Here is a 15,619-nt window from a genome sequence, read left to right as displayed (position 1 = left end):
GGCGCGGTGCGAAGCGCTCCGCGCGTGGTTTCGTGGGCGCATGGCACTCCGGCGCTCCGCGACCGCGGCGGCAACCGCCCTGCTTCTGGCCCTCGCCCTCACGGCGTGCGTGCCCGAGCCCGACGCCGCGGGGCCATCGCCCACCGCCTCGCCGACCGCGGCCGCGACGCGGACGCCGGCGCCGACTCCGACGGCCGAAGCGGCGCGCGTGCCGACGGACTGCCGGGCGATGCTCACACCCGCCGTGCTCGACCAGCTGGCCGCCGTTCCGCTGAACGATCCGGCTCTCGGCGCGTCCGGAGTTCAGGGCGACGGGAGCCTCGTGTGCGTATGGGGCGCCTCTTCCGCTTCGGTCCTGCGCACGACGATCTCGATGATGTCGCGCGGACCCGCGCTGGACATGCTCAACGGGCTGCTCGCGGAAGGCTACGCGTGCTACACGCCCGACGGCGGGACGCGGTGCGAGAAGACCTGGTTCAGCGAGCCGGATCTGATCCCGGAGGGCCGCACGCTCTTCTGGCGCGACGACGTGCTGATCGACTCGAGCTTCACGAACCTCGCGCCCAGCGGCTACACCGCCGCGATCGTCGGCAGCGTCTTCGGCTGATTCAGCCCCACACCTGACGGGCGAGGAGTCCGGCGTACCCCTCGGGTTGCCAGTCGCTCTCGGCCGACGCGAGCCAGAGGCCGTCCCGCAGGGTGTGCTCCTCGAGGAGGCCGCCGGTTGTCCGCGTGCACACCAGGGCACCGGCATCCGTCGCGCATGAGTACCCCTGTCCGCGGAGCGCCGCCTCGGCGATCGGCGCCGCGTCCGGGGCGACCGAGGCGAGCGTGGAGGAGATCCACCGTCCGTCCGGCACGCGCCAGTGGCAGGACAGGTTCACGGCGGGGGCGAGCGCGTCGATCAGGCTCGTGTCCTCACCGGCCGGCGGCGCGAGACTCTGCGAGAGCAGCACATCGGGCGTCCAGGTGAGCTCCGCCCAGAGCCGGTCCGGGTACAGCGCCCGGCAGTCCACGGGCTCGGCGGCTGCGATCCGCGTCGCGAGGGTCTCGGCGGCGGGCTTGGGCGGCTGCGGCGTCGTGGCGGCGCGCAGCATGTCGCCGGCCCACGCGACCGACACCGGCACCATCGGCAGCGCGAGCCACCCGAGTGCGCCGACCACGCCCACGCACAGCAGAGCCGCCGGCCACGCGATCCACGCACTGCGTCCACCGATCCGCGCCACACCCACCTCCCCTCTCCCACGGTAAGACGCGGAAACGCCCCGGTCCGTCAGGACCGGGGCGTTTCTGATCTGCGCCTAGGTCCGTCAGGACCGGGGCGTTTCTGATCTGCGCCTAGTTGTAGGTGCCGGGAGTGAAGTCGTCCGTCGAGAAGCTGTCGAAGTCGACGTAGCTCAGGTCGGCGTCGCTGTACGCACCGTCGGAAGCGAAGATGCGGTTGGGGTACCGCTCGCTCTTGGCCTCCTCCGTCGCCTCGACCGTGACGTTGCGATACTTCGCAAGTCCGGTTCCGGCGGGGATGAGCTTTCCGATGATGACGTTCTCCTTCAGGCCCACGAGCGGGTCGCTCTTGCCCTCCATCGCGGCCTGCGTCAGCACGCGCGTCGTCTCCTGGAACGACGCCGCCGACAGCCACGACTCGGTCGCAAGCGACGCCTTCGTGATACCCATGAGCTCCGGGCGACCGGACGCGGGGCGCTTGCCCTCGGCCACGGCCTCGCGGTTCATGCTCTGGTACTTCTTGAAGTCCACCAGCTCACCGGGCAGCAGCGTCGTCTCACCGTGGTCGACCACGGTGACCTTCCGCAGCATCTGGCGCACGATGACCTCGATGTGCTTGTCGTGGATCGGCACACCCTGCGAGCGGTACACGCCCTGGACGCCGTTCACGAGGTAGCGCTGCACCTCGCGGGCGCCCATGACACGCATGACCTCCTTGGGGTCGAGCGTGCCCACCAGGATCGGCTGACCGACCGTGACGTGCTGGCCGTCCTCGACCAGGAGCGTCGCGCGGCGCAGCACCGGGTAGACGATCGGCTCGTCGCCGTTGTCGGGCGTCAGGATGACCTTCTTCGCGCGATCGTTCTCCTCGATCGTGATGCGACCGTCGGACTCGGCGATCGGCGACGCACCCTTGGGGGTACGTGCCTCGAAGAGCTCCTGCACGCGCGGCAGACCCTGGGTGATGTCATCAGCCGAGGCCGAACCACCCGTGTGGAAGGTGCGCATCGTGAGCTGCGTACCGGGCTCACCGATCGACTGCGCCGCGATGATGCCCACGGCCTCACCGATGTCGACGAGCTTTCCGGTGGCGAGCGAGCGACCGTAGCACTGCGCGCAGACACCCACGGCCGAATCGCACGTGAGGACCGAGCGCACCTTGATGCTCTCCACCCCCGCCTCGATCAGCGTGTTGATCAGCACGTCGCCCACGTCGTCGCCGGCAGACGCCAGGACGTTGCCCTTCGCGTCGACCGCGTCCGAGGCCAGGGTGCGCGAGAACACCGAGTTCTCGACGTTCGCGTCCTTGACCAGCGCGCCGTCGGAGCCGGCGGCCGCGATCGGCAGCTCGAGACCCTTCGTCGTGCCGCAGTCGTCCTCGCGGATGATGACATCCTGCGAGACGTCCACGAGTCGACGCGTGAGGTAACCCGAGTCGGCGGTACGCAGAGCCGTGTCGGCCAGACCCTTGCGGGCACCGTGCGTGGCGATGAAGTACTCCGCCACCGACAGACCCTCGCGGTACGACGAGATGATCGGACGCGGGATGATCTCACCCTTGGGGTTGTTCACGAGGCCGCGCATACCCGCGATGTTGCGGATCTGCAGCCAGTTACCACGGGCGCCCGAGGACACCATGCGGTTGATCGTGTTCTCCTGCGGGAAGTTGGCCCGCATCGCGGCCTGCACCTCGTCGGTCGCCTCGGTCCAGATCTTGATGAGCTCCTGACGACGCTCGGCGTCGGTCGTGAGGCCCTTCTCGTACTGGGACTGCACCTTGGCGGCGGCCTTCTCGTGGCGGGCCACGATCTCCGGCTTGTCCGGCGGGGTCAGGATGTCGCTCAGCGCGACGGTGACACCCGAACGCGTGGCCCAGTAGAAGCCGGCGTCCTTGATGCGGTCCAGCGTCGCCGCGACCTCGACCTTGGGGTACTCCTCGGCCAGCTTGTTCACGATCTCGGACAGCTTGCCCTTGTCGGCCTGCGTCCGCACGAACGGGTAGCCCTTGGGCAGCGTGTCGTTGAAGATCGCCTGTCCGAGCGAGGTCTCCACGAGGCCGGTGCGCTCGTACGCCTCGATCGAGGACTGCGTGTCGCCCTCGGACTCGAGGAACGTGAGTCCCGGGATGCGGATGCGGACCTTGGCCTGCAGGTCGAGGGTGCCCTCATCCTTCGCCAGGATCGCCTCGCCGACCGAGCCGAACGCGCGACCCTCGCCGGCAGCGCCCTCGATCACGGTGGTCAGGTGGTGCAGACCGATGATCATGTCCTGCGAGGGCAGGGTCACCGGGCGACCGTCCGACGGCTTCAGGATGTTGTTCGAGGCGAGCATCAGGATGCGGGCCTCGGCCTGGGCCTCGACCGACAGCGGCAGGTGCACGGCCATCTGGTCACCGTCGAAGTCGGCGTTGAACGCCGCGCACACGAGCGGGTGCAGCTGGATGGCCTTGCCCTCCACGAGCTGCGGCTCGAACGCCTGGATGCCGAGGCGGTGCAGGGTGGGCGCGCGGTTCAGCAGCACGGGGCGCTCGCGGATGATCTCCTCGAGCACGTCCCACACCTCGGGACGCGTGCGCTCGACGGCGCGCTTGGCGGCCTTGATGTTCTGCGAGTGACCGAGGTCGATCAGACGCTTGATCACGAACGGCTTGAACAGCTCGAGCGCCATCTGCTTGGGCAGGCCGCACTGGTGCAGCTTGAGCTGCGGACCGACGACGATGACCGAACGGCCCGAGTAGTCCACGCGCTTTCCGAGCAGGTTCTGGCGGAAGCGTCCCTGCTTTCCCTTGAGCATGTCGCTCAGGGACTTCAGGGCCCGGTTGCCGGTACCCGTGACGGGGCGACCGCGGCGGCCGTTGTCGAACAGCGCGTCGACGGCCTCCTGCAGCATCCGCTTCTCGTTGTTGACGATGATCTCGGGAGCACCGAGGTCGATCAGGCGACGAAGGCGGTTGTTGCGGTTGATCACGCGGCGGTACAGGTCGTTCAGGTCGCTGGTCGCGAAGCGGCCACCGTCCAGCTGCACCATCGGGCGCAGCTCCGGCGGGATCACCGGGACGACGTCCAGGACCATGGATGCCGGGCTCATGCCCGTCTGCAGGAACGAGTTGACGACCTTCAGGCGCTTGATCGCACGGATCTTGCGCTGGCCCTTGCCCTCGGAGATCTGCAGGCGCAGCGACTCCGACTCGGCGGCGAGGTCGAACGCCTCGAGGCGACGCTTGATCGACTCCGCGCCCATGTACGCCTGGAAGTACTGGCCGAAGCGGTCCTGGAGCTCGTGGAAGATCTCGTCCTCGCCCTTCAGGGCGCCCACCTCGAGCGTGCGGAAGTCCTCCCACACCTTCTCCAGGCGGATGATCTGATCGTCGAAGGACTTGCGGATACCCGCCATGTCCTTCTCGGCGGCGTCCTTGACCTTCTTCTTCTGGTCGGCCTTGGCGCCCTCTTCCTCGAGCGCCGCGAGCTCCTCCTCCAGCTTCGCCAGACGCGTGGCGATGCGCGAGTCGCGACGGTCGCCGAGCGTCTTCAGCTCGAGACGGATGTTGTTCTCCTGCGTCGCGAGGTCACGGTGACGCGCCTCGTCGTCGACGGAGATCACCATGTAGGCGGCGAAGTAGATGACCTTCTCGAGGTCCTTCGGCGCCATGTCCAGGAGGTACCCCAGGCGCGACGGGACGCCCTTGAAGTACCAGATGTGGGTGACGGGCGCGGCGAGCTCGATGTGGCCCATGCGCTCGCGACGCACGGAGGACTTGGTGACCTCCACGCCGCAGCGCTCGCACACGATGCCCTTGAAGCGGACGCGCTTGTACTTGCCGCACGCACACTCCCAGTCACGGGACGGCCCGAAGATCTGCTCTCCGAAGAGACCGTCCTTCTCGGGCTTGAGCGTGCGGTAGTTGATCGTCTCGGGCTTCTTGACCTCGCCGAAGGACCAACGACGGATGTCGTCAGCGGTGGCCAGGCCGATGCGAAGCTGATCGAAAGTAGTTGATTCGAGCACTAGTTCTCAGTTCTCCTGTGGGGAATTCTGTTTCGGACCCGGCGGCTTAGATCTCGTCGATCGACGAGGACTCGAAGCGGCTGGAGATGTTGATGCCGAGCTCTTCCGCTGCGCGGAACGCGTCGTCATCCGTGTCGCGGAGGTTGACCGCGGTGCCGTCGGCCGAGAGGACCTCGACGTTCAGGCACAGCGACTGCATCTCCTTCATGAGGACCTTGAACGACTCGGGGATGCCGGGCTCCTGGATGTTCTCGCCCTTGACGATCGCCTCGTAGACCTTCACGCGGCCGAGGATGTCGTCGGACTTGATCGTGAGGAGCTCCTGGAGGGCGTACGCCGCACCGTAGGCCTCGAGGGCCCACACCTCCATCTCACCGAAGCGCTGTCCACCGAACTGCGCCTTACCACCCAGCGGCTGCTGCGTGATCATCGAGTACGGACCCGTGGAGCGTGCGTGGATCTTGTCGTCGACGAGGTGGTGCAGCTTCAGGATGTACATGTAGCCGACCGAGATGGGCGCCGGGAACGGCTCGCCGGAGCGGCCGTCGAACAGCTGGGTCTTTCCGGTGCGGTCGATCAGGCGCTCGCCGTCGCGTGTGGGGAGCGTGGAGTCCAGCAGACCCGCGATCTCCTCCTCGAACGCGCCGTCGAACACCGGGGTCGCGACCTTCGTGCCGGGGGCGGCCTCGAAAGCCTGCGCCGGCAGGCTCTTCGCCCAGTCCGGGTTGCCTTCGACCTTCCAGCCCTGCTGGGCGATCCAGCCGAGGTGCAGCTCGAGGACCTGACCGAAGTTCATTCGACCAGGGATGCCGAGCGGGTTCAGGATGACCTGGACCGGCGTGCCGTCCGCGAGGAACGGCATGTCCTCGACGGGCAGGATCTTCGCGATGACCCCCTTGTTGCCGTGGCGGCCGGCGAGCTTGTCGCCCTCGGTGATCTTGCGCTTCTGGGCGATGTAGACCACGACGCGACGGTTCACGCCCGAGCCGAGCTCGTCGTCACCGTCCTCGGCGTTGAACTCCTTGACCGCGATGATCGTGCCCTGCTCGCCGTGGGGCACCTTCAGCGACGTGTCGCGGACCTCGCGGCTCTTCTCGTTGAAGATCGCGCGGAGCAGACGCTCCTCGGCCGACAGCTCGGTCTCACCCTTGGGCGTGACCTTGCCGACGAGGATGTCGCCGGGACGCACCTCGGCGCCGATGCGGATGATGCCGCGCTCGTCGAGGTCCTTGAGCAGATCGGGGCTCACGTTGGGGAGATCACGCGTGATCTCCTCCTTGCCGAGCTTCGTGTCGCGCGAGTCGACCTCGTACTCCTCGATGTGGATCGAGGAGAGGGTGTCGTCCTTCACCAGGTCCTGGCTGAGGATGATCGCGTCCTCGAAGTTGTGGCCTTCCCACGTCATGAACGCGACGAGGAGGTTCTTGCCGAGCGCGAGCTCGCCGTTCTCCGTCGCCGGGCCATCCGCGATGACCTCTCCCGCCTCGACGCGCTCGCCGGCCGAGACCACGACGCGCTGGTTGTAGCTCGTGCCCTGGTTGGAGCGGTCGAACTTGCGGAGGAAGTACTGCTGCGTGCCGCCCTCGTCGAGCTGCAGGGTCACGACGTCGGCCGAGACCTCCAGCACGACACCGGCCTTCTCGGCGGTGATGACATCGCCCGCGTCGATCGCGGCGAAGCCCTCCATACCGGTGCCGACGACCGGGGACTCCGAGCGCAGCAGCGGCACGGCCTGACGCTGCATGTTCGCACCCATGAGGGCGCGGTTCGCGTCGTCGTGCTCGAGGAACGGGATGAGCGAGGTCGCGACCGACACCATCTGGCGCGGCGAGACGTCCATGTAGCCGATCTCCTCGGCGTGGAACAGGTCGACCTCGCCACCCTGGCCGCGACGTGCGAGCACGCGGTCCTGGGCGAACTGGCCGTCGGCCTTCAGCTCGACACCGGCCTGAGCGACGATGTAGTCGCTCTCCTCGGAAGCCGTGAGGTAGTCGATCTGGTCGGTGACCTTGCCGTTCACGACCTTGCGGTACGGCGTCTCGATGAAGCCGAACGAGTTGATGCGCGCGAAGGACGCGAGCGAGCCGATCAGGCCGATGTTCGGGCCCTCCGGGGTCTCGATCGGGCACATGCGGCCGTAGTGCGACGGGTGGACGTCACGGACCTCGACACCGGCGCGCTCACGCGAGAGACCACCCGGGCCGAGCGCCGAGAGGCGGCGCTTGTGGGTGAGTCCCGCGAGCGGGTTGTTCTGGTCCATGAACTGCGAGAGCTGCGAGGTCCCGAAGAACTCCTTGATCGCGGCGACGACGGGGCGCACGTTGATCAGGGTCTGCGGCGTGATCGCCTCGATGTCCTGCGTGGTCATGCGCTCGCGGACGACGCGCTCCATGCGCGAAAGGCCCGTGCGGACCTGGTTCTGGATCAGCTCGCCGACCGCGCGGATGCGACGGTTGCCGAAGTTGTCGATGTCGTCGGTGTCCAGGCGGATCTCGGCGGGCTTGCCGCCGCGGATGCCGTCGAACGTCGTGTCGCCGCGGTGCAGGCGCACGAGGTACTTGATCGTCGCGACGATGTCCTGAACCGTCAGCACCGAGTCGGTCAGCGGCGCGTCCAGGCCCAGCTTCTGGTTGATCTTGTAGCGACCCACCTTCGCCAGGTCGTAGCGCTTGGCGTTGAAGTAGAAGTTGTCCAGCAGCGCGCGGGCGGCCTCGGCGGCGACCTGCTCGCCCGGACGGAGCTTGCGGTAGATGTCGCGGAGCGCGTCTTCCTTCGTGAGGATCGTGTCCTTGGACAGCGTCTCCTCGATCGAGTCGAAGCCGGCGAACTCCTCGAGGATCTCCTCGCTGGAAAGGCCGAGGGCCTTCAGGAACACGGTGACGGACTGCTTGCGCTTGCGGTCGATGCGCACGCCCACCTGGTCGCGCTTGTCGATCTCGAACTCGAGCCACGCGCCGCGGCTCGGGATGACGCGTGCCGAGACGATGTCCTTGTCACTGGTCTTGTCGGGCGTCTTGTCGAAGTAGACGCCGGGCGAACGCACGAGCTGGGAGACCACGACACGCTCGGTGCCGTTGATGATGAAGGTTCCCTTGTCGGTCTGGAGCGGGAAGTCGCCCATGAAGACCGTCTGGGTCTTGATCTCACCCGTCTGGTGGTTCATGAACTCGGCCTCGACGTACAGCGGGGCGGCATAGGTCTTGCCTCGCTCCTTGCACTCGTCGATCGAGTACTTCTCCGGCTCCAGGTACGGGTTCGTGAACGAGAGCTGCATCGTCTCGCTCAGATCCTCGATCGGCGAGATCTCCTCGAAGATCTCCTCGAGGCCTGAGACCTCGGGCACGTCGGTGCGGCCGGCGGCCTGCGCCTCGGCGACGCGCGCCTTCCACGCGTCGTTGCCGACGAGCCAGTCGAAGGACTCCGTCTGCAGCGCGAGAAGGTCAGGGACCGTCAGCGTGTCGGTGATCTTGGCGAACGAGAGACGGGAAGCCCCGCGGCCGTTCTTGGTGGTGGTGGAAGATGCGTTGATCGCAGCAGCCAAGGGGATTACCTCCGTGGGCCCGGGTGAGGGCTCGTTTCCTTGTCGTCAGGGTGGAGTGCTCATCTGTCCCCGAAACCTGGGCGCCACACTCCGCATCCGTGAAGAAGCGGGGGCACGCAGGCACCACCGACCACCATATGAGGGCAGGGGGAATCCAAGAGCGCAAGGAACAACTATACGCGTCGTGGCACGCCGTGTCCAGCCGGGTTCTTGAAAAGTTCTGAATCGTGCGGTATAACCGCGCGCCTCGCGGTCGGTCGGCATCCGTCGGACTCTTTACGGCGGAGGTCCGCACTGCCCACAATGGGCGGATGGGGGCTGTACCCGACGCGCGTTCCGGGCCTATCCGCACGCCCGATCAGCGCCTGCGCGTGTTCGTCTCCTCGACGCAGCGAGAGATGGCCGAGGAGCGCAGAAGCGTGCGCTCCGCGGTGGAGGGCATGCATCTGGCGCCGGTCATGTTCGAGCTCGGCGCCCGCCCGCACCCTCCTCGCGAGCTGTACCGCTCCTACCTCGCGCAGAGCGACGTCTTCGTGGGCATCTACGGCGACAGCTACGGCTGGGTCGCACCGGGCGAGGAGATCTCGGGGCTGGAGGACGAGTACCGGTTGGCTCCGCGGGCGATGCCCAAGCTCATCTACGTCAAGAGCACGCACACACGCGACGAACGCCTCCAGGAGCTCATCCACCGCATCCAGGAGGACGACACTGCCGCGTACCTCCCGTTCGAGGACCCCGCGCAGCTGGGCGAGCAGGTCGCGGCTGACCTGGCGACGCTGCTCGCCGAGCGGTTCGACGAGTCGCGCGACGCCGCCGCGGAGGAGGACGCGACCTCGTCGCTGATCGCCCGTGTTCCGGTTCCTTATTCGACCACGATCGGGCGGGAGCGGGACATCGCCGATCTGTGCGGGCTGCTCCAGCGCGGCGGGCACCGCGTGATCAGCCTCATCGGCCCGGGCGGCATCGGCAAGAGCCGCCTGGCGATCGAGTCGGCGATCGCGGCGCGCCGCCTGTTCCCGGACGGCACGTACTTCGTGGCGCTGGAGAACGTGCTCGAGCCCGGATTGCTGCTGCCGACGATCGCCTACACGCTCGGCATCCGCGACAACGGCGAAGCCGTGCTCGAAGAGCGCATCTCGCGCGCCCTCGAGGACCGCGACGTGCTGCTCGTCCTCGACAACTTCGAGCAGATCGTGGATGCCGCTCCCGTTCTGGTGCGGCTCTACACGGTGGCGCCGAGTGCGACCTTCCTGGTCACGAGCCGGGTCGTGCTGAGGATTCGCGGCGAGCAGGTCTACGACGTCCGACCGCTCTCCGTCCCCGCCCGAGGAGCGCCCGGCACTCTGGACCGGGCCGCTGGCTCGGCGGCGGTGGATCTGTTCGTGGACCGCGCGCAGGCCGCGAAGCCCTCCTTCGCACTGACGGAGGAGAACGCCGGCGCCGTCATGGACATCTGCCGACGCCTGGAGGGACTTCCGCTGGCGATCGAGCTCGCCGCCGCGAAAGTACGCATGCTCACCCCCGTCGGCATCGCTGAGCGCCTGCGGAGCACGCTGCCGCTCCTCACTGCCGCGGTGCGCGACCTCCCGGAGCGCCACCGCACCATGCGGGCCACGCTGGATTGGAGCGTGAGTCTGCTCAGCGCCGAGGACAGGGCGCTTCTGGAGGACCTGAGCGTCTTCGCCGAACGATTCTCGGTCGAGGCGGTCGAAGCCCTCGGGTCGGGCAGGGTCTGGGACGGGCGCGCGATCGACGGGCTGACCGCACTGATCGACGGCTCGCTGGTCAAGCAGACCGAGGTCGGCGGGCGGACGGTGCTCTCGCTCCTGGCGATCGTCCGCGAGTACGCACTCGGACGGCTGAAGGAGCGCGGTGACGCCGATCACATGCGGGCGGCGCACGCCGACTATTACACCGCGCTGGTGCGTCGGGATGCCGGCGAACTGCGCAGCGCGAGCCAGGCGAGCATCCTCGCCGCGCTGAGCATCGAGCTGGCGAACCTGCGCGCCGCGGTCCGCCACCTCATCTACACCGATCGCCTGGACGATGCCGCGGATTTCGCGTGGAGCCTGCTCATCTACTGGTGGATCATGGGCCTCCTCGGCGGCGTCCGCGTGTGGATGCTCGAGCTCCTCGGCAAGGAGCAGCCGATCCGCCCGCATTCGCGCGCCGTCGCCTGGTTCTACGCGCTGTGGGGCGAGATGTGGCAGCACCCGTCCGAAGAGGTGGTCGCCGGGCTCGCCGAGTGCGTGCGGCTGTTCACCGAGAGCGGCGACGAGGATGCTGCGGCCATGGCGCTGGCCGCGCGGGCTACCGCGCGTGTGCAACTGCCTCGACCGGACATCGAGACCGCGTCGCGGGAGCTGGACGATGCCGTCGAGCGCCTGCATCGCCTGGGCAACGGCTGGGGCGAGGCGATCACCCGGGTCTCCCTCGGCCGGGTGGCGTGGCTGCGCGGCGAGCCGGAGGCGGCCCTGGCGCACTTCCGCCGGGCCAGCGAAGTCGCCGAGTCCGGCGGCGACCTGTTCACCCGCTCGGTCGCCGGCAACCAGATCGGCCGGCTTCTGCTCGTGGGCGGCAAGACCTCCGAGGCGGAGGACTTCTTCCGCCGGACGCTCGTGGATTCGATCACGCTGCACCACGACGAGGGCGTCGCGTACGGGCTGGAGGGCATGTGCGCGATCGCCGCGGCCCACGGCGACGCGCACCGCGCGGGGGCGCTCTCGGCGGCGGCCGCGGCGATCCGCCACCGGATCGGGGTGTTCGACGTCGAGGCCTTCACCGTGCACGAGATCTCGCTGGACGCCGTCCGGCGGGCCCAGCCGGACGCCGTCGCGGACGGCGAGCGCACGGGTGCCGAGCTGAGCGTGGCCGAGGCGGTCGCCCTCGCGCTGCCCGACGCCGATGCCTCCGTGGCGCATGCCGTCGCGCACTGGTGAGGCACCGGCTCCGTCAGACCGGCCGCGCGTGGCGGAAGCGGATGCGCGTGCCGGGCCTCGCCTGGGCGAGCAGGTCGAGCGCGGCATCCGTCGCCACGGCGATCACGGGGTAGCCACCGGTGACCGGACCATCGGCGAGCAGGATCGTGGGGCGCCCGCTCGGCGGCACCTGGAGAGCGCCGGCCACCATCGCCTCGCTCGGCAGCTCGCCGGCGCGTTCGCGCTGCAGTTCGGGTCCGTCCAGGCGCATGCCGACGCGGTCGGCGTCGTTCGTGACCGTCCACACCGCCTCGAAGAGCGCATCGCGGGCCGATGCCGTGAACCACTCGGCCCGCGGGCCGGGGGCGAGCTCGATCTCGAGCTCGTCATCGTGCGGGGCGCCCCACGGGGCGAGATCCGCGACGGGTATCGGGGCGTCCGGGGTCGCGCCGACCTCGAGCACGGCGCCGGCGTCCAGGCGCGGCGGGCCGAGGCCGGACAGGACGTCGGTCGCGTGCGAGCCGAGGACCTTCGGGCCCCGAATGCCTCCGCGGACGGCGAGGTAGCCGCGCGCGCCGTGCGCGAACCAGTCCAGGTGAAGCTCCTCGCCGGCCGGCCACGCGTGCGCTTCGTAGGGGTCGAGCTCGTGCCCGGCGAGGCGGATCGGTCCCCACGCTCCGGCCACCGCGAACCACAGGTCGCGGCGGGCGACCGCGCGGAATCCGCCCATCGTGACCTCGATGACGGCGGCGGACTCGGGGTTGCCGATGAGCCGGTTCGCCGTGCGGGCGGAGCCCCGGTCCAGCGCGCCGGACCGCGCGACCCCGAGCGCCGCGGCTCCACCACGTCCGAGGTCCTGCACCGTGGCGAGCAGCCCCGGCTCCACGACCTCGATCACTCCAGACCGTGAGACGACTTCTGCACGTCGAGACGGTGGGTGAACACCATGGTCTCGACGTGCAGAAGTCGTCTCAGCGTCTGGGCGGGGGCGGGCGGGGCGGAAGCGCACGCGGGTGCCGGGGGCGAGCAGGGCGGGGGATGCCGCATCCGGATCGAACAGCGCGGCATCCGTCGTCCCGATCAGTCGCCAGCCGCCGGGAGTCGCGCGGGGATACGCACCCGTGAACTCCCCGGCCAGGCCCACCGCGCCCGCCGGGACCCGGGTGCGTGGCGCGGCCAGGCGCGGGACGTCGAACGGCCAGTCCGGGCTCACCAGATAGCCGAACCCCGGCGCGAAGCCGGTGAACGCGACCGTCCAGCGTGCGGCGGTGTGCCGGGCGACGAGCTCGTCCACGGAGACGCCGAGCAGCAGAGCGGTCTCGGCGAGATCCGCGCCGCCGTACCGCACGCCGATCTCGACCTCGCGGGTGTCCGCGGCGAGAAGGGGAGCGGCATCCGTCGACGCCGCCTCGATCCACGCGCGCGCCGCCGACAGGAGCAGAACGCGCGGGTCGACCCGCACCATCACGGTCCGCGCCGCCGGCACGAGATCGATGACCCCTGCCGGCCGGGAGGCCTCGAGGCGCGCGTGCAGCGCGAGGACGTCCGCGAGATCGGGCACTTCTGCCAGCAGGGCGCGCTGACCGAGCGGGAGGATCCGCGTGCTCACCACGGCGCCTTCACCGCGATGCCGGCATCATCCAGCGCGGCGCGCACCGCCCGCGCCATCGCGACGGCCGAGGGCGAGTCGCCGTGCAGGCACAGGGATGCCGCCTCCACCGGCACCGTCGTGCCGTCGGTCGCCTGCACCACGCCCTCGGTCACCAGGCGCACCGCCCGGCGCGCGACGAGGTCGGGGTCGGCGAGCAGCGCCCCCGCCGACCCCCGGGGCACGAGGGCGCCGTCGGGGAGGTAGCCCCGGTCCAGGAACGCCTCCGCGACGAAGCCGATGCCGGCGGCGCGGGCGGACCGCTCTCCCGCACCGCCGAGCCCGAGGAGCGGCACCGCGCGTCCGAGCCGGTCGGAGAGGGCGGCGACGGCGCGCACGACCGCTGCGGCCACCGCGGGGTCGGCCGAGACGGCGTGGTACAGCGCCCCGTGCGGCTTGACGTAGCGGACGTCACCGCCCGCGGCGGTCAGCGCCTCGAGCTGCGCCGTGATGCTCGCGGTCAGGTCGTCGTCGGGCATCGCCACCGGCAGTCGACCGAATCCGGCTCGGTCCGGGTACGACGGGTGCGCCCCGACGGCCACCCCGTGCCGGGCCGCGCGGTCCACGGCGGTGCGCAGGGACACGGCATCCCCCGCATGTCCGCCGCACGCGATGCTCGCGCTCGAGATCACCGCGAACATCGCTTCGTCGTCGGCCGTGGGCACACCGTCGACGGTCTCGCCGAGGTCTGCGTTGAGGTCGATCGCACCCATGCGTCCACGCTACCGACCGGGGCCCATCAGCCGGCCGGATAGCGTGGACCCATGGCCCGCGCCCGCTTCGAGGACACGCCCGCATCCGCGCGGCTGTCCGACGGCACCCTCGCGGAGGTCAGGCGCTCCGAGTACGCGGGCGGGTGGGAGCTGCAGGTCGACGGCACCCCGCAGTCCCACGTCGACCTCGACGACCCGACCCACCTGCACTTCGAGTACGTCGCCCGGATGGGCGCCGTGATCGACCTGCTGCGGATGCCGCGCCAGCCGCTGACCGCCGTGCACCTCGGCGCCGGCGCGCTGACCCTCCCCCGCTACGTCGACGCCACCCGGCCGGGCTCGCGCCAGCAGGTCATCGAGCTCGAGCCGGCCCTCGTGGACCTCGTGCGCAGCGAGCTGCCGCTGCCGAAGGGCGCCGCGATCCGGGTCCGCATCGGCGACGCCCGCGAGGGCCTCGGGCGCCTGCCCGCGGCGCTGACCGGACAGGTCGACCTGCTCGTGTCGGACGTGTACGCGGGCTCGCAGACCCCGGCGCACCTGACCACACGCGAGTTCTACGCGGCCGCCGCGGGACTCCTCGCGCCCGAGGGCGTGCTGCTGGTCAACGTGGCCGACGGCGCGGGACTCGCGTTCGCACGGCGCCAGGTCGCGACCGTCCAGGCGGTGTTCGCGCACGTGATCGTCCTCGCCGAGGTGCAGGTGCTCAAAGGCCGCCGGTTCGGCAACCTGGTGATCGCCGCCTCCCCCGCGCCCTTGCCCTCGGCCTGGCTGCCGCGCCTGATGGCGGCGGGGCCGCATCCGGCGAAAGTGGCCGAAGGGCGCGAGCTCGAGGAGTTCGCGCGCGGGGCGCGCGTGGCGACGGATGCCGATTCCACGCCGTCGCCGCGGCCCGCGGCATCCGTCTTCGAAAGAGGTCGCTGACTTCCCGCGCGACCGCGGCGCGTCCGCCGAGGGCTGATCGCGCCCCGGGGCACACTGGAGAGGCGAATCGCATCGCGCGGAGAGGAGTCGACAGTGAGCTACATCCTCGGGTATGACCCGATCACGCTGCGTGAGCAGGTCGACCCCCGGGCCTGCGCGGAGCGCCTCGACGAGATCGGCGAGCAGCGCTCGCTGCCGGCCCTGCTCGAGCGGGTGTGGCTGCTGAAGGTGCTCGGTCGCCTGGAGGACTCCCTCGTGCTGTCCGAGCAGTCGGTGCGCGTCGCCCGGATGGCCGGCACGCGCAAGGATCTGCTCCGGGCCCGCATCCTGCACGCTTCGGTCCTGCACTTCCGCGGCGCGTACGCCGCCGCCGAGCAGGAGCTCACCTCGTGCGCGTACGAGGCCGAGGGGCAGGGCTGGAATGCGATCGCCGCGTTCGCGCTGCAGCATCGCGGCAAGGTCTTCTACGACAGCGAGGACTTCGTCTCGGCCCGCGCGGACTTCAAGCAGGCGCTGTTCCTGCGTCAGGAGTCCGGCGCGACGGACGACCAGCTCGAGGCGACCCTGCTCGCGATCGACGCCGCGGACCGCCGCCGTGCCGGCGCGGTCGTGGCCAGCTGAGATCCGTGTCGTAGGGATGTTCTAGTCT

The 15,619-nt window shown here is 69.8% G+C and carries 9 protein-coding genes; 4 read left to right on the top strand and 5 right to left on the bottom strand.

All coding sequences use genetic code 11. The features are described from left to right. The first annotated feature begins 40 nt into the window (after nt 1–40). Entirely contained in the window at nt 41–607 is a 567-nt protein-coding gene (locus tag AB0P18_RS04310; RefSeq protein ID WP_344051725.1) for a hypothetical protein, read from the top strand. A gap of 1 nt (nt 608) precedes the next feature. Here AB0P18_RS04310 and AB0P18_RS04305 read toward each other — a convergent pair whose 3' ends face one another. The 3 genes from AB0P18_RS04305 to AB0P18_RS04295 all read right to left on the bottom strand — a co-directional run bounded on the left by AB0P18_RS04305 (nt 609) and on the right by AB0P18_RS04295 (nt 8,770). Further along, nucleotides 609–1,226 (bottom strand): hypothetical protein, encoded by a 618-nt coding sequence (locus AB0P18_RS04305; protein WP_363359078.1) that lies wholly within the window; start codon nt 1,224–1,226, stop codon nt 609–611. A 112-nt stretch (nt 1,227–1,338) separates the two neighbouring features. After that, on the bottom strand, nt 1,339–5,229 hold the full coding sequence (locus tag AB0P18_RS04300; protein ID WP_363359077.1) for a DNA-directed RNA polymerase subunit beta': 3,891 nt from the start codon (nt 5,227–5,229) through the stop codon (nt 1,339–1,341). A 46-nt stretch (nt 5,230–5,275) separates the two neighbouring features. After that, the gene (locus AB0P18_RS04295) at nt 5,276–8,770 is read right to left on the bottom strand and encodes a DNA-directed RNA polymerase subunit beta (RefSeq protein WP_344051719.1); all 3,495 of its coding nucleotides are present in this window, start codon (nt 8,768–8,770) and stop codon (nt 5,276–5,278) included. Nucleotides 8,771–9,081: 311 nt separating this feature from the next. Here AB0P18_RS04295 and AB0P18_RS04290 point away from each other — a divergent pair, with 311 nt between their 5' ends. Next, nucleotides 9,082–11,709, top strand: a complete 2,628-nt coding sequence (locus tag AB0P18_RS04290; RefSeq protein WP_363359076.1) for a DUF4062 domain-containing protein — start codon at nt 9,082–9,084, stop codon at nt 11,707–11,709. A 13-nt stretch (nt 11,710–11,722) separates the two neighbouring features. On the opposite strand, the gene AB0P18_RS04285 is transcribed toward AB0P18_RS04290, so the two are convergent. Beyond that, entirely contained in the window at nt 11,723–13,297 is a 1,575-nt protein-coding gene (locus AB0P18_RS04285) for a 5-oxoprolinase/urea amidolyase family protein (protein WP_363359075.1), read from the bottom strand. Continuing rightward, on the bottom strand, nt 13,294–14,049 hold the full coding sequence (locus AB0P18_RS04280) for a 5-oxoprolinase subunit PxpA (protein ID WP_363359074.1): 756 nt from the start codon (nt 14,047–14,049) through the stop codon (nt 13,294–13,296). The genes AB0P18_RS04285 and AB0P18_RS04280 overlap by 4 nt, the downstream gene beginning before the upstream one ends. A gap of 51 nt (nt 14,050–14,100) precedes the next feature. Between AB0P18_RS04280 and AB0P18_RS04275 the strand changes: the two genes are divergently transcribed. Beyond that, nucleotides 14,101–14,970, top strand: a complete 870-nt coding sequence (locus tag AB0P18_RS04275; protein ID WP_363359073.1) for a fused MFS/spermidine synthase — start codon at nt 14,101–14,103, stop codon at nt 14,968–14,970. A gap of 93 nt (nt 14,971–15,063) precedes the next feature. Beyond that, entirely contained in the window at nt 15,064–15,591 is a 528-nt protein-coding gene (locus AB0P18_RS04270; protein ID WP_344051707.1) for a hypothetical protein, read from the top strand. Nucleotides 15,592–15,619: the final 28 nt, after the last annotated feature.

The organism is Microbacterium sp. NPDC064584 (genome assembly GCF_040687315.1).
Lineage (GTDB): Bacteria > Actinomycetota > Actinomycetes > Actinomycetales > Microbacteriaceae > Microbacterium > Microbacterium lacus.
Note: the sequence above shows the minus strand (reverse complement) of the source record. Positions and strands in the feature narration are given on the sequence as shown.

Excerpts from the sequence above, each read along its gene's own strand:
- AB0P18_RS04290 (WP_363359076.1), top strand. The coding sequence starts at position 9,082 with ATGGGGGCTGTACCCGACGCGCGTTCCGGGCCTATCCGCACGCCCGAT.
- AB0P18_RS04280 (WP_363359074.1), bottom strand. The coding sequence starts at position 14,049 with ATGGGTGCGATCGACCTCAACGCAGACCTCGGCGAGACCGTCGACGGT.
- AB0P18_RS04310 (WP_344051725.1), top strand. The coding sequence starts at position 41 with ATGGCACTCCGGCGCTCCGCGACCGCGGCGGCAACCGCCCTGCTTCTG.
- AB0P18_RS04275 (WP_363359073.1), top strand. The coding sequence starts at position 14,101 with ATGGCCCGCGCCCGCTTCGAGGACACGCCCGCATCCGCGCGGCTGTCC.